This is a genomic window from Duganella rivi (assembly GCF_009857435.1).
In the GTDB taxonomy this organism is placed as follows: Bacteria; Pseudomonadota; Gammaproteobacteria; order Burkholderiales; family Burkholderiaceae_D; genus Rugamonas; species Rugamonas rivi.
The window spans coordinates 341,098-362,654 of record NZ_WWCK01000006.1 but is presented as its reverse complement, the minus strand read 5'-3'; the positions used below and the strand labels follow the sequence as shown (position 1 = coordinate 362,654).

At 60.8% G+C, this 21,557-nt stretch carries 14 protein-coding genes and 1 tRNA gene; 8 read left to right on the top strand and 7 right to left on the bottom strand.

Annotation, left to right across the window (positions count from 1 at the left end; all coding sequences use genetic code 11):
- The first annotated feature begins 2 nt into the window (after positions 1–2).
- From GTP45_RS21160 to GTP45_RS21150, 3 genes are all read left to right on the top strand, one after another.
- The gene (locus GTP45_RS21160; RefSeq protein ID WP_161016165.1) at positions 3–1,985 is read left to right on the top strand and encodes a M13 family metallopeptidase; all 1,983 of its coding nucleotides are present in this window, start codon (positions 3–5) and stop codon (positions 1,983–1,985) included.
- A 92-nt stretch (positions 1,986–2,077) separates the two neighbouring features.
- On the top strand, positions 2,078–4,075 hold the full coding sequence (locus GTP45_RS21155) for a M13 family metallopeptidase (RefSeq protein WP_174821675.1): 1,998 nt from the start codon (positions 2,078–2,080) through the stop codon (positions 4,073–4,075).
- Between the two features lie 97 nt (positions 4,076–4,172).
- The gene (locus GTP45_RS21150) at positions 4,173–6,209 is read left to right on the top strand and encodes a M13 family metallopeptidase (RefSeq protein WP_166454710.1); all 2,037 of its coding nucleotides are present in this window, start codon (positions 4,173–4,175) and stop codon (positions 6,207–6,209) included.
- A 49-nt stretch (positions 6,210–6,258) separates the two neighbouring features.
- Here the strand turns inward: GTP45_RS21150 and GTP45_RS21145 are convergent, their stop codons facing one another.
- Both GTP45_RS21145 and GTP45_RS21140 read right to left on the bottom strand, forming a co-directional pair.
- A complete protein-coding gene (locus GTP45_RS21145) occupies positions 6,259–6,822 on the bottom strand; it encodes a PIN domain-containing protein (protein ID WP_161015832.1) in 564 nt (187 codons plus the stop codon).
- Entirely contained in the window at positions 6,822–7,031 is a 210-nt protein-coding gene (locus tag GTP45_RS21140) for a MerR family transcriptional regulator (RefSeq protein ID WP_161015831.1), read from the bottom strand. The genes GTP45_RS21145 and GTP45_RS21140 overlap by 1 nt, the downstream gene beginning before the upstream one ends.
- Before the next feature lie 80 nt (positions 7,032–7,111).
- Between GTP45_RS21140 and GTP45_RS21135 the strand changes: the two genes are divergently transcribed.
- A complete protein-coding gene (locus GTP45_RS21135; protein ID WP_161015830.1) occupies positions 7,112–7,672 on the top strand; it encodes a hypothetical protein in 561 nt (186 codons plus the stop codon).
- Positions 7,673–7,717: 45 nt separating this feature from the next.
- On the opposite strand, the gene GTP45_RS21130 is transcribed toward GTP45_RS21135, so the two are convergent.
- Entirely contained in the window at positions 7,718–8,266 is a 549-nt protein-coding gene (locus GTP45_RS21130; protein ID WP_161015829.1) for a c-type cytochrome, read from the bottom strand.
- 201 nt (positions 8,267–8,467) lie between these two features.
- On the opposite strand from GTP45_RS21130, the gene GTP45_RS21125 reads away from it, so the two are divergent.
- A tRNA-Arg gene (locus tag GTP45_RS21125) sits at positions 8,468–8,543 on the top strand.
- Between the two features lie 234 nt (positions 8,544–8,777).
- Positions 8,778–10,289 carry a glycoside hydrolase family 43 protein gene (locus tag GTP45_RS21120; RefSeq protein ID WP_217363379.1) on the top strand — a complete coding sequence of 504 codons (1,512 nt, stop codon included), beginning with the start codon at positions 8,778–8,780 and terminating at the stop codon, positions 10,287–10,289.
- Here GTP45_RS21120 and GTP45_RS21115 read toward each other — a convergent pair.
- Both GTP45_RS21115 and GTP45_RS21110 read right to left on the bottom strand, forming a co-directional pair.
- Positions 10,283–11,776 (bottom strand): glycoside hydrolase family 28 protein, encoded by a 1,494-nt coding sequence (locus GTP45_RS21115; RefSeq protein ID WP_161015828.1) that lies wholly within the window; start codon positions 11,774–11,776, stop codon positions 10,283–10,285. The two genes, GTP45_RS21120 and GTP45_RS21115, sit on opposite strands and share 7 nt — an antisense overlap.
- Positions 11,773–14,841, bottom strand: a complete 3,069-nt coding sequence (locus tag GTP45_RS21110; RefSeq protein WP_161015827.1) for a TonB-dependent receptor domain-containing protein — start codon at positions 14,839–14,841, stop codon at positions 11,773–11,775. Before GTP45_RS21110 ends, GTP45_RS21115 begins: the two co-directional genes overlap by 4 nt.
- 205 nt (positions 14,842–15,046) lie before the next feature.
- Between GTP45_RS21110 and GTP45_RS21105 the strand changes: the two genes are divergently transcribed.
- Complete coding sequence (locus GTP45_RS21105) at positions 15,047–17,161, top strand: hypothetical protein (RefSeq protein WP_161015826.1); 2,115 nt, start codon at positions 15,047–15,049, stop codon at positions 17,159–17,161.
- 8 nt (positions 17,162–17,169) lie between these two features.
- Positions 17,170–18,987 (top strand): glycoside hydrolase family 28 protein, encoded by a 1,818-nt coding sequence (locus GTP45_RS21100; protein WP_161015825.1) that lies wholly within the window; start codon positions 17,170–17,172, stop codon positions 18,985–18,987.
- Here GTP45_RS21100 and rtcA read toward each other — a convergent pair.
- Positions 18,976–19,992, bottom strand: coding sequence for an RNA 3'-terminal phosphate cyclase (gene rtcA, locus GTP45_RS21095; RefSeq protein ID WP_161015824.1), 1,017 nt, complete (start codon positions 19,990–19,992; stop codon positions 18,976–18,978). The two genes, GTP45_RS21100 and rtcA, sit on opposite strands and share 12 nt — an antisense overlap.
- A gap of 5 nt (positions 19,993–19,997) precedes the next feature.
- A complete protein-coding gene (locus GTP45_RS21090; protein WP_161015823.1) occupies positions 19,998–21,233 on the bottom strand; it encodes an RtcB family protein in 1,236 nt (411 codons plus the stop codon).
- Positions 21,234–21,557: the final 324 nt, after the last annotated feature.

The window sequence follows — 21,557 nt, the reverse complement described above, 5'->3', positions numbered from 1 at the left end:
TGATGACCGCCTTCGCCACCGCAGCGGAGCCGATCTCCGGCATCGAAATTCCCAACATGGACACCAGCGTGCGTCCGCAAGATGATTTCTTCACCTACCTCAACGGTAGCTGGCTGAAGACCACCGAGATCCCGGGCGAGAAATCCAGCTGGGGCACCTTCGCCAAGCTGCGCGACGATACGCTGCCGCAGCTGCGCGGTTTGATCGAAAAGGCCGCCGCTGAAAAAGCCAAGACCGGCACCGAGCCGCAAAAAATTGCCGACCTGTACGCCAGCTTCATGGATGAAGACAAGCTCAACGAGTTGGGCATCCGCCCGCTGACCGGCGAACTGAACCGCATCCGCGCGCTCAAGGACAAGAAGGGCTTGCCGCTGCTGTTTGCGCACCTGACCCAGATCGGCGTCAGCACGCCGTACGGCCTGAGCGTGCGCCAGGATGCGCGGGAATCGACCAAGTATGCGGTCTATATCGGCCAGAGCGGTCTTGGCTTGCCTGACCGCGACTACTACCTGAAAAAAGACGATGCCAAGATGGCCAGCGCTTTGGCCAAGTACGAACTGCACATCGGCAAAATCCTGAGCCTGTCCGGCGACCGTAACGCTTACGCCAACGCCAAGAAAATCGTTGCGCTGGAGACCGCGCTGGCCGAGGCGCAGTGGACGAAGGTAGAGAACCGTGATCCGGTCAAGCGCTACAACAAGATGACGGTGAAAGAGCTGTCCGAGCTGGCGCCCGGTTTCGACTGGGGCCACGCACTGGCCGCCAGCGGCGTCGCCAACAAGGTCAGCTACGTGATCGTGCAGCAGCCGAGCTATCTGACCGGCTTCAACGCCGTGCTGGAAAAGACCGACCTCGCCACGTGGAAGTCCTACTTTGAGTGGCAGTTGCTGCGCGAAGCCTCGCCGTATTTGTCGAAAGAATTTGCCGACGCCCATTTCGATTTCTACAGCACCGTGCTGACCGGCGTGGCCGTCAAGCCGCCGCGCTGGAAGTCGGCGGTGGCGCTGGTGGAAGGCAGCCTCGGCGAAGCCTTGGGCAAGCTGTACGTGGCGGAATATTTCCCGCCCGAGCGCAAGGCGCGCATGGATGAATTGGTGAAGAACCTGCTGACCGCCTACAAGCAAAGCATCGACGGCCTCGACTGGATGAGCCCGGCCACCAAGCTGGAGGCGCAAGCCAAGCTGGCCAAGTTCACGCCGAAGATCGGCTACCCGAACAAGTGGCGCGATTACAGCGCGCTGTCGGTGGTGAAGAATGATTTGATGGGCAACGTGCTGCGTGCCGAGTACTTCCGCCACCAACGCATGATCGCCAAGCTGGGCAAGCCGATCGACCGCGAAGAGTGGGGCATGACGCCGCAAACCATCAACGCCTACTACAACTCGACCATGAACGAGATCGTGTTCCCGGCCGCCATCCTGCAACCGCCGTTCTTTGATGCGCGCGCTGACGATGCGGTCAACTACGGCGCCATCGGCTCGGTGATCGGCCACGAAATCGGCCACGGCTTCGACGACGGCGGCAGCCAGTCGGACGGCGATGGCAATCTGCGCGACTGGTGGACCAAGGAAGACCGCGCCAACTTCCGCGCCAAGGCCGACGCGCTGGTCAAGCAGTACAGCGGCTACAGCCCGCTGCCGGGCTACAAGGTCAACGGCGCGCTGACCCTGGGCGAGAACATCGGCGACAACAGCGGCATGGCGATTGCCTACAAGGCTTATAAGCTGTCGCTGGCCGGCAAGACGGCGCCGGTGATCGATGGCTTCACCGGCGAGCAGCGCTTCTTCATGGGCTGGGGCCAGCTGTGGCGCGTGAAGATGCGCGAAGACCAGCAAATCCTGCAAGTGAAGACCGACCCGCATTCGCCGGGCCAGTTCCGCGTCAACGGCCCGGTGGTGAACCAGCCGGGATTCTATGAAGCCTTTGGTGTCAAGCCCGGCGACAAGCTGTATGTTGCGCCGGAACAGCGCGTGAGCATCTGGTAAAGATGACCGGGAGTGGTATTTTTGCTATTGTTCCGAGACTCGCCTATACATTCGGAGATATAGACTTGAAGACCACTCTCGTAAGCGCGCTGATGCTGGGGCTGCTGGCCTCGGCCGGCGTACATGCTGAACCTAAAACCTCGGGCGTTGATATCGGTAACATCGATAACAGCGTGCGCCCGCAGGATAATTTTTTCCTCAATCTGAACGGCAAGTGGCTAGCCAACACGGAAATCCCGTCGGACAAGTCGAGCTGGGGCTCGTTTGAAAAGCTGGATGACGACACCAAGCCGCAGCTGCGCGCCATCATCGAAGCGGCCGCCGCCGATCCGAACAAGCAGCCGGGCACGGATGCCCAGCGCATCGGCGATTTCTTCGCCAGCTACATGGACGAGGCCAAGCTGGAACAGCTGCGCCTGACGCCGCTGAAAGCCGATTTTGACCGCGTGGCAGCGCTGACCGACAAGAAGCAAATCCCGGCGCTGATCGCCCACTTCAACCGCTACTACATCGCGCCGTACGCCTTCACCATCCACCAGGACAACAAGGATTCGACCAAGTACGTGGCCGATATCGTGCAGGAAGGCCTGAGCCTGCCTGACCGCGATTACTACCTGAAGAAGTCGGACAAGAAGATGGCCGACGCGCTGGCCAAGTTCGAGCTGCACGTCGCCAAGATGCTGGGCATGGCCGGCAACGCCAATCCGGCGGCCGATGCGAAAGCCATCGTCGCGCTGGAAACCGAGCTGGCCAAGGTGCAGTGGACGCAGGTGCAATTGCGCGATCCGATCAAGGCCTACAACAAGGTGCCGCTCGATCAGCTGTCCAAGCTGGCGCCCGGCTACGACTGGACTACCTGGCTCAACGATACCGGCATCGCCGGCAAGGTCGATTATGTGATCGTCAGCCAGCCGAGCTACATCACCGGCTTCAACAAGGTGCTCAACAAGGTGCCGCTGGCGACGTGGAAGGTGTACTTCCAGTGGCATGTCTTGCACGGCAACGCCGCCTACCTGTCCAAGGACTTCGCGGAAGAGAACTTCGCCTTCTACGGCAAGGTGCTGAGCGGCGTGAACGAGCAGGAGCCGCGCTGGAAACGCGCCGTCAACTTCACCGATAGCGCGCTGGGCGAGGCGCTGGGCAAGCTGTACGTCGAGCAGCACTTCCCGGCCGAGCGCAAGGCGCGCATGGAAGAACTGGTGAAGAACCTGCTGATCGCGTTCGGCCAGAGCATCGAAACGCTGGACTGGATGGGCCCGGAAACCAAGAAGCAGGCGCAAGCCAAGCTGGCCAAGTTCACCATCAAGATCGGCTATCCGAACAAGTGGCGCGACTATTCGTCGCTGGTGGTGGTCAAGGATGACCTGGTCGGCAACCGCATGCGCTCGCGCGCGTTCGAGTACGCCAAGGAAGTCAACAAGCTGGGCAAGCCGATTGACCGCGATGAGTGGGGCATGACGCCGCAAACCGTCAACGCCTACTACAACCCTGAGCTTAACGAGATCGTATTCCCGGCAGCGATTTTGCAGCCGCCGTTCTTTGACGCGGCAGCCGATGATGCAGTCAACTACGGCGGCATCGGCGCGGTGATCGGCCACGAAATCAGCCACGGCTTTGACGACCAAGGCGCGCAGTACGACGGCGACGGCAATCTGCGCGACTGGTGGACAAAGGCCGATCATAAAAATTTTGCCGCCAAGACCAAGATGCTGGTCAAGCAGTACAGCGCTTACAGTCCGGTGAAGGGCTACCACGTCAATGGCGAGCTGACCTTGGGCGAGAACATTGCCGACAACAGCGGCGCAGCCATTGCCCACAAGGCTTACTTGCTGTCGCTGGGCGGCAAGCCGGCGCCGGTGATCGACGGCTTGACTGGCGAGCAGCGCTTCTACATGGGCTTCGGCCAGGTGTGGCGCGCCAAGATGCGCGATGCGCAGCAAATCGTCTCTTTGAAAACCGATCCGCACTCGCCGGATCAGTTCCGCGCCAATGGCACGGTGCGCAACCAGCCGGGCTTCTATGAAGCCTTCGGCGTGAAGCCGGGCGACAAGATGTACCTGGCGCCCAAAGACCGCGTCATCATGTGGTGATGTGTTATAAACGCAGTCTGGCCCATCCTGAGCAATGGGCCTTCTTATTAAAATCTAGAAGGAAATCCTCGTGAAACGTCATCTCGTAAGTGCATTGATGCTGAGCCTGATCGCAGGTTTGGCCGGCGCCGCAGACAGCGCCAAAAGCGCCGCCCCTGCCAGCGCCAAAGTAGCAAGCAAGCCGGCCTCCGGCATCGCCGTCGAATACATCGATCCGGCCGTGCGCGTGCAGGACGACCTGTTCACCCACATGAACGGCAAGTGGCTGGCCACGACCGAGATCCCGGCCGACAAGTCGAGCTGGGGCAGCTTTGCCAAGCTGCGCGATGACATCCAGCCGCAACTGCGCGCGATTATCGAAGGCGCTGCTGGCAACAAGGCCGGCGGCCCGGAAGCACAGCGCATCGGCGACTTCTACGCCAGCTTCATGGATGAAGCCAAGCTGGAACAACTGGGCCTGACGCCGCTGAACGCGGAACTGGCCAAGGTTGCCGCGCTGAGCGACAAAAAACAACTGCCGGCCCTGATCTCGCACTTCAACCAGATCGGCGTGAGCGCACCGTACACCTACGGCGTCCACCAGGACAACAAGGATTCGACCAAATACGTGGCCGACCTGTACCAGGACGGCTTGGGCCTGCCGGATCGCGACTACTACCTGAAAGCCGACGACGCCAAGCTGGCCGACACGCTGGCCAAGTACGAGAAGCACATCGCCAAGATGCTGACGCTGGCAGGCGACGCCAATGCCGCCGCCACCGCGCGCTCCATCGTTGCGTTTGAAACCGAACTGGCCAAGCTGCAATGGACTAAGGTGGAACTGCGCGACCCGGTCAAAGCCTACAACAAGGTCGACATCGCCAAGCTGGGCGAAGTAGCGCCGGGCTACGACTGGAACGCCTACCTGGCCGATGCCGGCGTTGCAGGCAAAGTCAGCTACGTGATCGTCAGCCAGCCGAGCTACCTGAAAGGCATGACCGCGCTGCTGGAAAGCACCCCGCTGGAAACCCTGAAAGCCTACTTCCAATGGCAAGTGGTGCGCGCGCACGCGCCGTACCTGAGCAAGGCCTTCGTCGATGAAAACTTCGCTTTCTACGGCACCGTGCTGAGCGGCGTGACCGAGCAGCGTCCACGCTGGAAACGCGGCGTGTCCGTGACCGAAGGCGCGCTGGGCGAAGCCGTCGGCAAGCTGTATGTTGGCGAACACTTCCCGGCCGAGCGCAAGGCGCGTATGGAACAGCTGGTGAAAAACCTGCTGGCGTCGTACAAGACCTCGATCGACAAGCTGGACTGGATGACCCCGGTCACCAAAAAGCAGGCGCAAGCCAAGCTGGCCAAGTTCACCTACAAAATCGGCTACCCGAACAAGTGGCGCGACTACAGCGCATTGGAAATCCGCAAGGATGATCTGGTGGGCAACGTGATGCGCTCGCGCCAGTTCGACTACAACAAAGAGCTGAACAAGCTGGGCAAGCCTATCGACCGCGACGAGTGGGGCATGACGCCGCAAACCGTCAACGCCTACTACAACCCGGAGATGAACGAAATCGTGTTCCCGGCAGCGATCTTGCAGGCGCCGTTCTTCAACGCGGACGCGGATGACGCGGTCAACTACGGCGCCATCGGCGGCGTGATCGGCCACGAAATCTCGCACGGCTTCGACGACCAAGGCGCCCAGTACGACGGCGACGGCAACCTGCGCGACTGGTGGAGCGCCGAGGATCACAAGAACTTCGCAGCCAAGACCAAGATGCTGGTGGAGCAGTACAACCAGTTCAGCCCGCTGCCTGGCTACCACGTCAACGGCGAGCTGACCCTGGGCGAGAACATTGCCGACAACAGCGGCGTAGCAATTGCGTACAAAGCCTACAAGCTGTCGCTGAAAGGCAAGAAAGCACCGGTGATCGACGGCCTGACCGGCGACCAGCGCTTCTACATGGGCTTCGCGCAAGTGTGGCGCATGAAGATGCGTGAAGCGGCACAGATCCAGCAGATCAAGACCGACCCGCACTCGCCAGGCCAGTTCCGCGCCAACGGCACCATGCGCAACCAGCCGGGCTTCTACGACGCCTTCGGCATCAAACCGGGCGACAAGATGTACCTCGCCCCGAAAGACCGCGTGATCATGTGGTAATTCCACGATAATGCAAGCAAAGGCCGCAGCAATGCGGTCTTTTTTCATTTCAGAGCAGGGCAGTATTAGCTCGCAGAATGCGGCTCGTCTTTGGCAAGCCGTGGCGCTCGTAGGTTTCGATGAGTTGCTGCGCGGTTTTGGATGGCCGACGTAGTCGCCGCCGTAGCGCTTGGATAGCCGCTACGGCGATTTCTGGCTCCCTTGCATACAGACCCGTACAGAAATCATCGGGATGCAAGATGGTGATCGCTGGCGGCTGCCCAAAGTCTCTTATATTGAAGGTGACGATAGTCGTTGCTTGGCAGGCTATGGCAGCCGCCAAAACATGCCTATCGTCGGGATCGGGAAGCGTTATTGAATCAATCAGGTGCTCGAAGTGTTCGACCAAACTGCCATCGATAGCTTGATTCATCAGTTCTGCGGTGCGGGCCAAGGCTTCAGGACGGAGATCTGTGCGATTTTCGAGTAGGCTTGTAATCCACTCAGCCTCAATCATCCTTGTCCATCTCGCTTGAAACAAACCAGCCGAAGCCAAACTCAGCAGCAAGTCGCGTAGTGGTGCGGGGTAGAGTACGCAAGCGTCCAGCACGACTCTGTCGACATTCGCAGCCATCAGTACCCCATGTCTAGCTCCTGCGCTTGATCTACAAGTTGTTGGAGCGCTTGTTGAGAAATCTTCTTTCGTTCAGCCTTGTACGCTGCCAAGTTGTTTAGATCAACAGCACCTTGTTCAAGTAGCTGGAGCAGATACGGCTGTGACACATTAAGAAATTGCGCTGCCTGCTCCAGTTTTACATCGTCGTCGATAAGTGGGATAGACATAGTGATTCTCCTCAAAACGGTAAGACCTTCTACCATTTCAGAGTAAACTAGCGGCTTCCAATTTCAAGAAGTTCAACATCATGCGTTTGCGCTACATCGCATCCTCTCTTGCCTTGCCGCTGCTGCTGAGTGCTTGCGGCGAATCTTATACGCCGGTTGATGTGTACATGGCGGCGACGCCGGAGTGCGCCAGTTGGCAGGACGGTTCGCGCTTTGAACTGCCGCGCGGGATCAGCGTGTCGACCACGCCGCCGGTGACGCTGCCGGATGGCGGGGCTGAGTTCACCTTTGTCTACATTGTGCCGCGTGGCCAGCGGGCGCTGTTCACTAGCCGCGATTACAACGTCACTGCGCCGAAAGGGCCGGTGCTGGCTCAGGCGAAACTGGTGAGCTTCTATCAGCGCACCACTACGTCGCGCCCGGAAATTGTGGAAGAGATTCCCAAGGTGCCGGATATGCTGATCGCCGGCGCTACCGGCGACGAAACCATCTGGCGCGTGCGTCTGCGCGTGAGTGAGAAACTGCCGGAGCGCTTTGACATCACACCGCCGGCATTTGAAATCGCACTCACCAAGTATCCGATGCGTACCTTCACTTACCGCTACTTCGCGGATCGCAAGGCATTCGGCCTGTGCAAATAAAAAAACCGGCCGCGCAGGCCGGTTTCTCGTTGAGGCGGTAGCCGCTTACTTTTGCGGTTCAGCAGCGGCCGGTGCGGCGGCTGGCGCCGGAGCAGCCGGTTCCTTGAACTTGCCGCCCGAAGCGTTGGCCATGTAGACCACGGCGCGCGCGACTTCCACGTCATCCAGGTCAGGATTGCCGCCTTTGGCAGGCATGGCGCGCAAGCCTTCGATTGCGTGCTTCACCACGGTGTCGTAACCCTGCGCAATGCGCGCGCCCCACGAGCCGGCATCGCCGAACTTCGGTGCGCCCGCAACGCCGGCGCCGTGGCAGGCTGCGCAGGTGGCAGTGTAGATGGCTTCGCCGGTTTGCAGCACTTTCGGCGCGTTGGCGTCTTTCAGGGTGTAGCCTTGGTCGGCGACAGGAGCGATGCGGGTGGCGATCTCTTCCGGCGACTGGCTGTTGGAGCCGGCGCCGGTCAGCTTATTGGTCGTCACAAACTGGACTAGCAGGATGATGCCGAAAATGGTTATTGCGAAGACGCCGACAACGGCTGCAACCAGTTGCTTAGGCGTTTTGATGGCGGATTCGTGTTCGTTGTGTGCGTCGCTCATGATTTCCTTAACAGACAAATTTCAAGCCGGGTGGCGCGAAGAGTGGATCAGCAGCTGCCTTGTAAAACATTCACCAAACGGCTGATTATAGACACAAGAATGCCCCGAGGGAAACGCAAACTTGTTGAAAACGACACGCCCCCATGGACGGGGTGCGATAAAAACGGTATCCTACGGCACACCTTCGTGTATCCCCCTGTCGCGGCTGTAGCTCAGTGGATAGAGTATTGGCCTCCGAAGCCAAGGGTCGTGGGTTCGATCCCCGCCAGCCGCACCAAATTCCCCATAAAAATCAATACCTTGCAAAAATTCTCATGCTGCATTGCAGCGTAAAAAGCGGGTGAGAACTTTCTGCAACAATTTTGATTTGAATCAAAATTGTCAAAAAAATCTTCGATATTGAAAATCACAATGTTGATTGCTGCTCCGGCCGGACGCATGGTCTACTGCCTAGCTATCGCAATGATGGAGATGGCTTGTGAAAATGCGGAATTTGGTTGGGGCGTTGGCTTTGGCTTGGTCGGTTGCAGGAGCGGCGGAGTATGCGAATCCGGTGATTTATGCGGATTACTCTGATCCAGATGTGATCCGCGTCGGTAGCGACTATTACCTTGTCGCATCGAGCTTCCACTTCTCACCGGGGATTCCGGTGTTGACGTCCAGGGATCTGGTGCACTGGAAGATCGCCGGCCATGTGCTGCCCAGGCTGAATTTCCATCCTTCCTACGACATGGTGCCGCCGTTTCCGTTGACCGATGCGGTCTCCAAACCGGTTGGCGACGGGCTGCGCTATGCCGGCGGTGTTTGGGCGCCTTCGATACGTTTTCATAACGGTCTGTTTTACGTGTACTGGGCCACGCCGGGCGAGGGGATTTTCATGAGCACGGCCAAGGATCCGGCCGGTGCCTGGTCGGAGCCGACCTTGGTGCTGGCCGGTGCGGGTTATGAAGATCCGTGTCCGTTCTGGGATGACGATGGCAAGGCTTACCTGGTGCACTCCAAGGTCGGCGCCGGCCCCGGCATCCTGCACGCCATGAGTCCGGACGGTAAGACGCTGTATGACGCGGGCAAGACCATCATTGAGGACAAGGTTAATCTGCCGATCTTCGAAGGCCCCAAGGTCTACAAGCGCAACGGCTACTACTACATCTTCGCGCCGATTGGTGGCGTGGAGACGGGGCCGCAAGCGGTGCTGCGCTCTAAGACTATCGATGGGCCGTATGAAACGCATCTCGCGCTCAAGCCGGGCAACGGCTTGAAGGGCCCGCACCAAGGCGGCTACGTTGAGACGCCTTCGGGGCAGGGCTGGTTCATCCACTTCAACAGCACTGGTGCATTCGGCCGCATCGCGCACTTGCAGCCGGTGGTGTGGAAGGATGATTGGCCTATCATGGGCGACAATGGCACGCCGGTGCTAAAGCACGCAGCGCCGGACGTGCAAGCTAGCGACTACAAGCTACAAGACAGCGACGAGTTTTCATCCACCACGCTAGGCCTGCAATGGTCGTGGAATCACAACCCGGACAACACGCGCTGGAGCCTGAGCAAGCGCCCCGGCTTCATGCGGATTGAAGCAAGCCAATCCACGTACTTGGTCGGTGCGCGCAATACGCTGACGCAGATTTTGCAAGGCCCGCAGTCAGAGATCACCACGCGCATGGAATTGGGTGGCTTGGCCGACACGCAACGCGCTGGCCTCAGCCTGTTCGGCGTGAAGGTGCCATGGGCCGGCATCGTGCGGGAAGAGGGCGTGAACTATCTCACCTATTCCAACGCCGGAGAGGAAACCCGCATCGCCAAGATCGACGCCAGCGCGGTGATCCTGCGCGCTGTGGTGAAAGAAGATCAAACCGTGCAGTTCTCCTACGCACTCAATGAAAAAGGGCCGTACACGAATGTCGGCCCGGTCACGCAGTTGGCGAAGTTTTCATGGTGGAAGGGCAGCCGGCCTGCCGTCTTCACGTACGTGAAAGGCGACAAGGCCGGCTACATCGACGTCGACTGGTTCCGCGTCGCTCACTGACGGCAGGCATCGGCCAGCACTTCCGGCCGCGCGTCCTTGCCAACAACGCGGAAGCGTACCCGCTGCAAGGTCAGGTGCTTGATGTGGCGCGCCCACAAGCCGTAAGCCGGCATCACGGTGGAGAACATATGCGGATCGGGATACTCGGCCGGTGCTTCGGGGATGTCGACTGCAACGGCGGCGGGAGCGGTTGCCGCAGCCATGGTCAGATCCACATCGCGCAGTAGCACGTGCTCGATCTGCGCATTGCTAACGCCGGTGAAGAACGAGCCACGCATGCCGTTGTCATCGCCGCTGATGCGGTCGTAGACGATGTAGCGCAGTACGCCCGGCCCCGGCCGTTTCTGTTCGGGACGTACACGGCCACGGTCGCCCAATCGCAGGAATAGTGGACTCTCGGCACGGACGATGCGCGCGTCGTGCACCAGTACGCGTTCCAGCGTGCCGCCATCGACAATTTCCCACGAGATGCCACCGTCAGCCTTGCGCCGGTTGATCGCCCGCATGTCGCTGGCCGGCCCGCCTAGCACCACGTTGCGCACCAGTACATTGCGGAAATCGCCCTGAGAATCGGTGCCGAACTTGAGCGCGTTGCAGGTACTGTAGAACTGGCAGTTTTCGATCAGGATGTTTTCGGCGGTGCGCTGGCCCGCGCCTTTGAAGCACATCGCGTCGTCTTGCGCGTTGATGAAACTGTTGCGCACGATGACGCGGCGGCAGCTGTCGATGTCGAGGCCGTCGTTGTTGTGGTTGGCCTGGTTTTCAACGCGGATGCCGTCGATTAGCAGGTCTTCGCAGTTGAGGTAGTTTTGCATCCAGCACGGCGAGTCTTTGAGGTGGATGTCGCGCACGACTACCTGCTTGCAGTCGATGATGCGGATGATGAACGGCCGGCCCGGCGTGGCGCCGATGGTTTCCTCGCCGGGGAAGTTGTCCTTGGTGCCGCGCCCGTCGATCAGGCCTTTGCCGTTGATGCCGATGCGTTCGCAGCCTTCCGCGAAGATCAGCGATTGGTTCATGCCCATGTTGCTGTCTTGGACGGTGGGGCGTTGTGCACGGTGCTCGGGATAGTCTTGGAGGTTGGTGCTGGCCAGCAGGCGCGCACCGGCAGCGACTTCCAGCATGACGCCGGAGCGCAGCACGATGGTGCCGCTCAGGTAGTCGCCTTGTGATAGCCGTACCGTGCCGCCACCAGCCATTGCACAAGCGTCTACAGCGCGTTGGATGGCTGGTGTGGCCAGCACGCCGGTGCCAGCCGCCAGACCGTGTTCCTCCGGCGTGAACACGCGGGCAGGGACGGACCACGGCTTCAAGGTACGCGTCAGTTGTGCAGCCATCGCATCCAAATCACGCCGCAGCGGGGCGGCCCAATCGGAGCCGGCTGCGCAGCTTGCGGCCGCCGAGGCCAGCGGCAACAGCAAGCCGCTGGCGAGGCCGCCGCCCAATGCCAGCGTCAAGCGCCGGCGTTGCAGGTTGTGGCCGCTCACAGTTTGACGTTCAAGCTGAAGAACAGGTTACGGCCCAGCGGATCATAAGTCGCCGCGATGGTGTTATTCGCCGGCAGCTGCGACGAACCCAGCACTGGCGGATCTTTATCCAGCACGTTGCGAATACCGGCCGTCACGCTGACCGACTTGGTGAAGTCGTAGCCCGCCGTCAAGTCAAGGTAGGTGTAAGCCTTGATCTTCGGATTGGTCAGCGAGTCTAGCGCTGGCGGCGTGCCGCCCGAGGTGGCTGGCAGCACATAGGTATCCACCGTCACCTTGCCGATGTAGCGCGCGCGTGCCGACAGCATCAGCTTGCCCGAGTTCATGGTCAGGCGCGCCGTGCCTTTCCACTTCGGCAGCGGCTGGCCGCAGGTCTGGCCGAAGCTGCCGACGCACTGGTTGGTGATGTTCGGCAGATCTTGAATCGGCGTGAAGGTCAGCTCTTTCACGTAGGTCCAGTTGGTGTCGATATTCCAGCGCGTATCGGCGCCCATCAAGCCCCAGCCGGTGCGGAAGCCGTAGTGGCCGGCCAAGTCGTAGCCCTCGGTCTTGATGCCGCCGATGTTGGCCGCCGTGGTCATCACGTAGGTCGGCGCGGCGATCTGGCCAGTGATTGGATCGCGGTTGATGGCCTTGCAGTACACGCTGTTGGCGTTCTGGATGGTGTTGTAGCACAGGTTCAGCACCGACTGGATGCCGCCGCCGCCCAGCGTCGAGATCGCATCGTCCAGCGTGATCTTGTAGTAGTCCACGCTCAGTTGCAGGCCGGGGACTGCTTTCGGGGCAAACACTGCGCCGAAGGTGGTGGTGTGCGAAGTCTCGGCTTTCAGATTCGGATTGCCGCCGACGATTTGCGTCAGGAAGTTGGTCGGTTGTACCGATTGATCGAACACCAAGTTGGCCGGCACGCCGGTTGCCACGCACACTGCACGGACGGCGCCGGTTTGCTGCGCAGTCGGCTGGCGGCTCGAGCATGGATCGGTTGCGGTTGGGCCGTTGGTGCCTTGGCCGCCGAATAGTTCGCCCACGTTCGGTGCGCGGATCGACTTCTGTTTCTGTGCGCGGAAGGTCAGGCTCTCGATCGGCGTCCACTCGGTGCCGACCGAGTTGGTCCACACCGTGCCGACCGATTCCACGTCATAGTCGGAACGGCGGAATGCGCCGCTTACGCTCAGGTTCTTGGCAAATGGCTTGTCCGACAGCAGCGGCACGCGCACTTCGCCAAAGATTTCTTTCACGGTTGATTCGCCTTGGGTGGCGCGTGCCGCGTTCCAGCCCGATACGTCGCCCGAGGACAGGTAGGCATCCGGTGTGTAGCGGCTGTACGCATGGCGGCGCTCGACGCCGGTGGAGAAGTCAACCGGGCCGGCCGGCAATTCCAGCAGCTTGCCGGTCAGGTTGGCGGCCGCGCCTTGCTGTTCGGCGGTGATGGTCGAGTTGGACGAAATCGCCACGGCGCTGGCTGCCGCCGAGGTGATGTTCTGGCCGAAAGGATTGAGCACCGGTGCTGCGCCATTCTGCGACAGAATCGCGTTCTGGTAGCGGCTCAGCGAGATCGAGCCGGTCTGGTACTGCGATTCCGTGGTGCGGCTGTTGGTGTAGTACATATCGTACTTGAGGTCGGTGAGGTAGTTCTCCGACACGTCGTTCAGCTTGCCCTTCAGGCCCAGCGCGATGCGGAAGGTCGAGTGGTCGGTCGAGGCAAAGCGGGGGCCGATGTCATTCAGGCGGCGATTCAGATTGAGTATGGCGAGCCCGTCGCCCGGCGTGGTCGACAAGGTTTGCGAGCCGTTGGTGACGCGGGTGGTGCCGCTTTCCTTCAAGTCCAGCTGGCGCAGCACTTCCTGCATCTGCGGGCTGAGGTAAGGGTTGTTGGTGTTGACCAGGAAGTTGGCGCCCGCGCCGGCCGGAGCGATCTGCACGTTGGCCGTGTTATTGCTGAAGTGGATCTCGGTGTAGCCGGTCGCGTACTCGTTGATGTCGTAGTGGGCAAAGGCGTTAGCTACCCAGCGTTTCTGTGGCGTGACCACGTAGGAGACCGGGCCGAGATCGTAAGCATCGGCCGTGGTGTAAGGACGCACCACCTTGCCGGTCGAATCAAAGATCGCGCCGAGCGAGCTCATATTCTGCAAGCCGGCTGCCGCCATCGCTGCATCGAGCGCGGCGTTGGAGCTGGTGGAACCATACAGCGGCAGGTTGCCGATGCGGCCGGTCGGCACGGTGGAGGAACCGCTGTACACCAGGCCCGGACGGCCGCCGGCCGACAAGCAGGTCTGGCCGGAAGGCACGCTCAGCGGCGTGCCCGGGCCGGTGGCCGACCATGAGGCCGCCGTCACGCAGCCATCGCCCAGCGACGGCACGGCATAGCCGCCAACATCGCCGCGCGTCATGCCCTGGCGGTCCTGGAAGTTGATCGACAGGACGGCGTTGCCCTTCTTGTTGTCGAAATTGCCGCCGACGGTCAGGTCGATGCTCTTGGTTGGCGTGTGGGTCGGCTGGTCCCAGTTGCCCTGCACGTTGACTTCCGCGCCCTCGTAATTGTCGCGCAGGATGAAGTTGACCACGCCCGAGATCGCATCTGAACCGTACACGGCGGACGAGCCGCCGGTCACGGTTTCAATCCGCTTCACCAGCGCGGTAGGGATGGTGTTGATGTCGGTGGTGAAGTCCGGGCCGGTGATGGCGTAGCGGCGGCCGTTGACCAGCACCAGGTTGCGCGTTGGGCCAAGGTTGCGCAGGTTCAGCGTCGAGGTGCCGGATGGCTGGCCGGCCTGCACGGTGTTGGCGGTCGGGCTATTGAGCTGGTTGGCGGTGAATTGCGGCGTGTCGTTGAGCAGGTTCTCAAGGTTTTGCGTGCCGCTGACCTTGAGTTCGGTGGCGTCGACCACGGTGACCGGCGTCGGCGCAAGGAAGCCGCGGTTGGCAAGGCGCGAGCCGGTGATAACGACTTGATTCTCTTCAGGTTTGGACGGCGCCGCTGCTTCCTCTTGCGCGCTCGCGGCGCCGGTGATGCCGGCCACGAGCAACAGCACGGCGTTAGTAATCGCGGTGGTCTTGGTTTTCATTATGGTGTCTCCTCTTTTGGTTTAGCACCGACATGCGGTCAACCGATGGTAGGTAGCGACAGGGGAGAGCGTCAATCCACATTCGGTCAACCATTTGACTAATTCAGCTATAGTCATCAAGTTGATTGTTTGGGCCCGAAAACTGTTGCATTTGGTGGGTATGATCAGCGCTCGTGAGCGATTGGTGAGCAATATGCAGACTGGAATGAAGCGCGCTTTGGCGCTGGTATTGGTGGTGGCAAGCAGCGTGGCGTGGGCCGCCTCCTCGCCCGCGCCTATTGATCGGCAGGCGCTGGTCGAGCGGCACAATCCGAAATTGAGTGCGGTTGATCCGTGGGCGCCGCTCAGCGTGGGCAACGGCCAGTTCTGTTTTACGGCCGATGTGACGGGGCTGCAAACCTTCCCTGGCCATTACGGCAGCAAGGGCATCGCGCTGGAAACACAGGCGCGCTGGTCATGGCACGAGGATCCAAATCCAAACGGCTACCAATTGAGCGACGCCAATCGCGACTACACGGCGCATGGGCAGACGGTGGGCTATCCGACCATTATAGATACGCCGGCAGCCACGTGGCTGCGCACTAATCCGCACGTCTGGCCACTGGGCCAGCTCGGCTTGCGGCGCGGCGATGGTTCGCTGCTGGCGCTGGAAGACATTAATAACGTCGACCAGAAGCTGGATATGTGGAAGGGCGTGCTCACTAGCCGCTACACCATCGACGGCCAGCAGGTGACCGTGATGACGGCGGTGAGTCCATCGCAAGATACGCTGGCCGTGCGCATCAGTTCACCCCTGCTGGCGAACGGCAAGCTGCTGGTGCGGCTGGCGCTGCCGCGCGGCTACGATATGAGCGTCAAATACAATCCGCCGCTGGACTGGAGTTCGCCGGAGTCGCACACCACGCGCGTGACGGTGCAGAACCCGCACACGCTGGCGCTGGAGCACGTACGCGATGCGGCGCGCTACAGCGCCGTGCTGTACAGCGGGGCAGGGATGGTGGTGACGACGCCGGAGCCGCACGCCTTCCATATCGCCCCGGCCAAGGGTGCCACGCTGGACTTCACCTTGAGCTACGCACCGGGACGCATCGGCAAGACCGCCGATACCGCTGCTGTTCTGGCGCAGAGCGCGGCCCACTGGCAAACGTTCTGGCGCAGCGGCGCGGCGATAGATTTCAGCGGCAGCATCGATCCGCGTGCAGCGGAGTTGGAGCGGCGCGTGGTACTGTCGCAGTATCTGACGGCAATTCAATTCGGCGGAGACTTTCCGCCGCAGGAAAGCGGCCTCACCACCACCACGTGGTACGGCAAGAATCACACGGAAATGATCTGGTGGCACACGGCGCACTTTGCGCTGTGGGGGCGTCCGCAATACTTGGAGAATGCACTGCGCTGGTATCAGAAGACTTTGCCTGTGGCGCGCCAGATCGCGGAATCACGCGGCTTGAAAGGTGCGCGTTGGCCGAAGATGACCAGTCCGCAGGGACGCGAAAGCCCGGGCGGTAATCCGCTGATCGTGTGGAACCAGCCGCATGTGATTCATCTGGCCGAGCTGCTATACCGTAGCGCACCGACGCCGCAAACGCTGGAGCGCTACCGCGAGATGGTGTTTTCCACCGCCGATGCGATGGCCTCCATGCTGCACTGGGACGGCCAGCGTTATGTGCTGGGGCCGCCGCTGTGGATTGCGCAGGAAATCTACGATCAAAGTACCAGCATGAATCCCGGCTACGAGTTGAGTTACTGGGCTACCGGCCTGGCGTTGGCGCAGCAATGGCGCGCACGGCTTGGTCTGCCGCCGGATGCGGATTGGGAGAAGAAGCGCTTGCAGCTGTCAGCCTTGCCGCAGAAGGATGGCAAGTACGTGGCGCTGGAATCCATGCCGGATACGTGGGATAACGCTGCGAGCCGGCATGATCATCCATCGTTCCTGATGTCGCTGGGGCAGTTGCCGGGAGCGGGCGTGGATCGCGCGGTGATGCGCCGCACGCTGGATGCGGTGTTGAGTCAGTGGGATTTCGAGACCAAGATCTGGGGCTGGGATTATCCGATGATCGCCATGACGGCTGCACGGTTGGATGCACCGCAGCAGGCGGTGGATGTGCTGCTCAAGGCCGATGGCCCGAACAACAGCTACACGGCGGCCGGGCATAATCCAAATACCGATTTGCCCGTTTACCTGCCGGGCAATAGCTCGCTGCTGGCGGCAGTCGCCATGATGGCGGGCGGCTGGGACGGCGCACCATCGCGTCCTGCACCTGGCTTCCCGCAAGACGGCCGCTGGGTCGTGCGCGCGGAAGGATTTCAACCGCTGCCATGAGGAGTCCCATGCGTGAACCAGTTCCCAACGCCCGCCGCCGCGACGTGGTGCGCGCGGGAGCAGCCATGATTGCAAGCGTTGGATTGCCAGCATCCGCCGCTGCGTCAAGCGACCCATGGGCTGCTGCTGCGGCCATCGTCGCCCGCTGCTCGCGTCCGATCGCATTCCAACCTCGCGACTTCATCATCACCGCATACGGCGCGCGTGCTTGCGACGTTGCTCTGGTAGACGGTTTTATCGGCTACCAAAAACCCGGGGCAGTCAGCGCACCATTGCCCGGCGCGGCCGACTGCTACGCCGCCATCAAAGCCGCCATTACCGCCTGCTACGCAGCGGGCGGCGGCCGCGTCGTCATCCCACGCGGTAACTGGCTATGCTGCGGCCCGATCGTGCTGCGCTCCAACGTCCACGTGCATCTATCGGCCGGTGCACACCTCTACTTCAACAACAACCCAGCCGACTACGCGCGCGATGGCGACATCGATTGCGGCCCCAACGGCAAGCTCGTGATCTCGCGCTGGCAAAGCAACGATTGCCTCAACTACTCGCCCATGATCTACGCCTACGGCCAAGACAACATCGCCCTCACCGGCGAAAAGGGCAGCGTATTGGACGGCATGGGTGGCGTTCCCTTCAAGAACAGCAAGGACTGCTGGTGGGGATGGACTGGACGCAAGCCAGAAGGCGCATCGGCCGAAGACCACCAAGGCGTCATCAATCCACGCAACCCAGCCACCTTGGACGCATTGGCCCCCTCGCTCGATCCTGCATTGCGCCGCCAAATCGAAGGCGGCCGCGACACGTGGCGCTCCGACCATTACTTCCTGCCAGCGCTGTCGGAAGCCGGTGTGCCACTGGCGAAGCGCGTATTTGGCATCGGCCACTTCCTGCGGCCATGCATGATTCAATTCATTGGCTGCACCAACGTGCTGATGGAAGGCTACCAAGTCCAAGGCGCACCGTTCTGGCTGCACCATCCGGTCAACTGCCGCAACGTCCGCATCCGCAACGTGCAGATGAACAGCCTCGGTCCCAACAGCGACGGATTCGATCCTGATGGCTGCGATCATGTACTGATCGAAGGCTGCACCTTCAACACCGGCGACGACTGCATCGCCATCAAATCCGGAAAAAACCGCGACACCCAGTTCGGCGCCAGCCGCAACATCGTGATTCAAAACTGTGTGATGAACAGCGGCCATGGCGGTGTGACGTTGGGCAGCGAGATGGCGGCGGGGATAGAAAACGTCTACGTGCAGAACATCGAGTTCCGCAACATCCACTGGGCCAGCAATCCCTTGTGGACAGCGATCCGCTTGAAAACCAATATGAACCGCGGCGGCTACCTGCGCCACTTCTACGCGCGCAATTTGAATTTGCCGAACGGCGTAAAAACACAGCCCATGTTCAGCAAGCGCCTGCCGGACGCCGAGGTAGCACCGGACATCGCCTCATCCGGCGGCGGCGCAGTCATCGTGTTCGATTGCGACTACGCGCCGCAAGACGACGTCATGCGCGTCCGTCCACCGCAAGTCTCGGACGTGCACATCAGCGGCATCCGTGCCGGCAATGTAGAGGTCGGCAGTACTCATCACTCGTGCTACCAAGCCTTTGTGCTGCTAGGCCCGTTAGCCAGCAGCTACAACGGACCCGGCCAGCCGACGATCCAACCAATCACCAACGTCACCATCAGCGACAGCGACTTCGGCGCACCGTTCAACAGCAACCAGCCATGGTTCATCCACAACATCCAAGGCCTAAAACTATCGAACGTCCTCATCGCCGGCAAGCGCTACAACCTCGAACTGTTGGCATTAGCTCCGTAGCCGGCAGATATGCCGCTCCGGCCCGTAGTCGAAAGAGAACGACACCGGCAGGAAGCGTTCAATAACCTCGGCATTCGTGATGGCGTGCTGCGAGATCACATTGGTGCTGAAGCTGCCACTACCGGCCAGCGCCATCGGCAGCATCAACTGATCTGCGAGATGTTCGCCCACGGCGGCGCCAGACACCAGGTAGGCGCGTGCTTCCTGCAATACGTGCTTGGCGACGGTCTCTGCGCGCACGGCCTTCTCGCCGAAGCCGGCGAAGACTTCGGTAACGTGATCATGCTCCAGCGTCATCAACAGCACATTGCCCGGCCCTTGCTCGCCGGGCAAGCCACGATGCAGCAGTTGCTCCTCCGCCCAGCCCATGCCGGAGCCGATGGTCGCCAATTCGCGTACTGCCACGTTCGACGGCACACCGGCAATAAAGCTTTCGGCATAGCCGTGCTGGCGTGCACCGCGTTCCAGCAATTCCAGCGGACGTAGTTGCGCGCAGGGCTGTACCGTCGCCGATACCTCGCCGCCGCCGGCGGGATAAAAGCCGAAGCGCTTCAGCTCGATATCAATCTCCGCGCCCATCTGCGCCAACACGCGGCCGTAAGCGCGCTGCAGGAAATGCACCGGTGGCGCCATCGCATTGTGCGTACCGCCAGTGACCTTGACGCTCGATGGCGCGTCCGCCGCCAACAAGGCCGGCAGCAGCGTTTGCAAAACCAGCGTGCAGCTGCCGGCCGTGCCGATGGCAAAGGCGTAATCGCCGCCGCGTATCGCATCCGGCACAAATTGCAGCGTCTGCGAACCTGCTTCCGCGCCGTTGACTTCTGCGCCGCACACGCTGGCCGACGCCTGCACCGCTGCCAAGTGCTGGCGCATCAATCCCGGCTTAGGGCGCTTGGCGCGGATATTAATCATGCGGAATGGCTGGCCGGTAATCATGGACAGCGTCAATGCGCTGCGCAGGATTTGGCCACCGCCTTCCCCTTGTGCTCCATCTAGTTCTATCATCGTGCTCAACCTTTCACGCAGACGACCTGCTTCAGCACGTGCACCACGTCCACCAGCTCACGCTGCGCCAGCATCACGGCATCGATGTCCTTGTAGGCCATCGGGATTTCGTCGATCACGTCTTCGTCCTTGCGGCATTCGACGCCCTCGGTGGCCTTGATCTGGTCCTCCAGCGAGTAGCGCTTCTTGGCGGCGGTACGGCTCATGGTGCGACCGGCGCCGTGGCTGCAGCTATTGAAGCTCTCTGGATTGCCACGGCCGCGCACGATGAAGCTCTTGGCACCCATCGAACCGGGAATAATCCCCAGCTCACCTTCGCGCGCCGACACTGCACCTTTGCGGGTTACCAGCACATCCTTACCGAAGTGGCGCTCTTGCTGCACATAGTTGTGGTGACAGTTGACCGCTTCCACATGCGTCTCGAACGGCTTGCTGATCACGGTACGCACCGCAGCGATTAGGTTATGCATCATCACCTCGCGGTTGGTGCGGGCGAATTTCTGTGCCCAGCCAACCGCCTCGATGTAATCATCGTAGTGCTGCGTACCTTCCGACAGGTAAGCCAAGTCCTGGTCCGGCAGGTTAATGAAGTGAGTACGCATATCCTTCTTCGCCAGTTCGATAAAGTAGGTGCCGATGGCATTCCCCACCCCGCGCGAACCGGAGTGCAGCATGAACCACACCGCACCGGCTTCATCCAGGCAGATCTCGATAAAGTGGTTACCGCTACCCAGCGTCCCCAGGTGCTTGTAGTTGTTGGTGTTCTTCAAGCGCGGATTCTTCTCGCAAATTGCATCGAACTCCGGCTTGAGCGCGGCCCATGCCACGTCCACCGGTTGCGGCGGCGTATTCCACGAACCAACATCGCGGCCGCCGCGGCGCTTTTGCACCGGCGAGGAACCGTGCGGCACGGCTTTTTCAATCGCCGCGCGCAACGGGCCCAGATTGTCGGGCAGATCGTTTGCGGTCAGCGTCGTCTTGGCGGCCATCATGCCGCAGCCGATATCCACACCGACCGCGGCCGGAATAATCGCACCCAGCGTCGGGATCACGCTACCGATGGTCGAGCCTTTACCCACGTGCACGTCCGGCATCACAGCCATGTGCTTGTAGATGAAAGGCATCTTCGCGGTCTTGGCCAATTGTTCCTTGGCCTCCGCTTCCACCGGCACGCCGCGAGTCCACATTTTGACCGGCTTACCGCCTTCGATATTCAATACGTCGTAGTCTTGGTTTTGCATAATGTTTTCCATAGTATCTAAATTCAATCAAACCCGACAAGGATCGACAGGACGTTCTGACAAACACGCTGTGCCTGCCAGGCCGGAATCGAACCGGCGTCACCAGATGTAGTTCTGTCTGCATTCGGGGTAAACCGCCATTGAGTGCCTGCGAGACAAGTAATAGATGCGATCTTACGTTTGGAGGATGTAATCGCATCCGCATTCTTGCTGGACTCAAAACCTGTGCTACTGACTCTAAGCGTCCATCCCATGATGGCCTCCTATAGCGTTACTGCTTCAATCTCTCCCAGCCAGTGCGCGGCGCTCAACTGTCCGGCGGCA

Bases quoted from the DNA above. Each gene is read 5' to 3' on its own strand.
- GTP45_RS21105 (WP_161015826.1), top strand. From the start codon at position 15,047: ATGAAGCGCGCTTTGGCGCTGGTATTGGTGGTGGCAAGCAGCGTGGCG.
- GTP45_RS21145 (WP_161015832.1), bottom strand. From the start codon at position 6,822: ATGGCTGCGAATGTCGACAGAGTCGTGCTGGACGCTTGCGTACTCTAC.
- rtcA (WP_161015824.1), bottom strand. From the start codon at position 19,992: ATGATAGAACTAGATGGAGCACAAGGGGAAGGCGGTGGCCAAATCCTG.
- GTP45_RS21130 (WP_161015829.1), bottom strand. From the start codon at position 8,266: ATGAGCGACGCACACAACGAACACGAATCCGCCATCAAAACGCCTAAG.
- GTP45_RS21110 (WP_161015827.1), bottom strand. From the start codon at position 14,841: ATGAAAACCAAGACCACCGCGATTACTAACGCCGTGCTGTTGCTCGTG.
- GTP45_RS21150 (WP_166454710.1), top strand. From the start codon at position 4,173: ATGCTGAGCCTGATCGCAGGTTTGGCCGGCGCCGCAGACAGCGCCAAA.
- GTP45_RS21100 (WP_161015825.1), top strand. From the start codon at position 17,170: ATGCGTGAACCAGTTCCCAACGCCCGCCGCCGCGACGTGGTGCGCGCG.
- GTP45_RS21135 (WP_161015830.1), top strand. From the start codon at position 7,112: ATGCGTTTGCGCTACATCGCATCCTCTCTTGCCTTGCCGCTGCTGCTG.
- GTP45_RS21160 (WP_161016165.1), top strand. From the start codon at position 3: ATGACCGCCTTCGCCACCGCAGCGGAGCCGATCTCCGGCATCGAAATT.
- GTP45_RS21140 (WP_161015831.1), bottom strand. From the start codon at position 7,031: ATGTCTATCCCACTTATCGACGACGATGTAAAACTGGAGCAGGCAGCG.
- GTP45_RS21155 (WP_174821675.1), top strand. From the start codon at position 2,078: ATGCTGGGGCTGCTGGCCTCGGCCGGCGTACATGCTGAACCTAAAACC.
- GTP45_RS21090 (WP_161015823.1), bottom strand. From the start codon at position 21,233: ATGCAAAACCAAGACTACGACGTATTGAATATCGAAGGCGGTAAGCCG.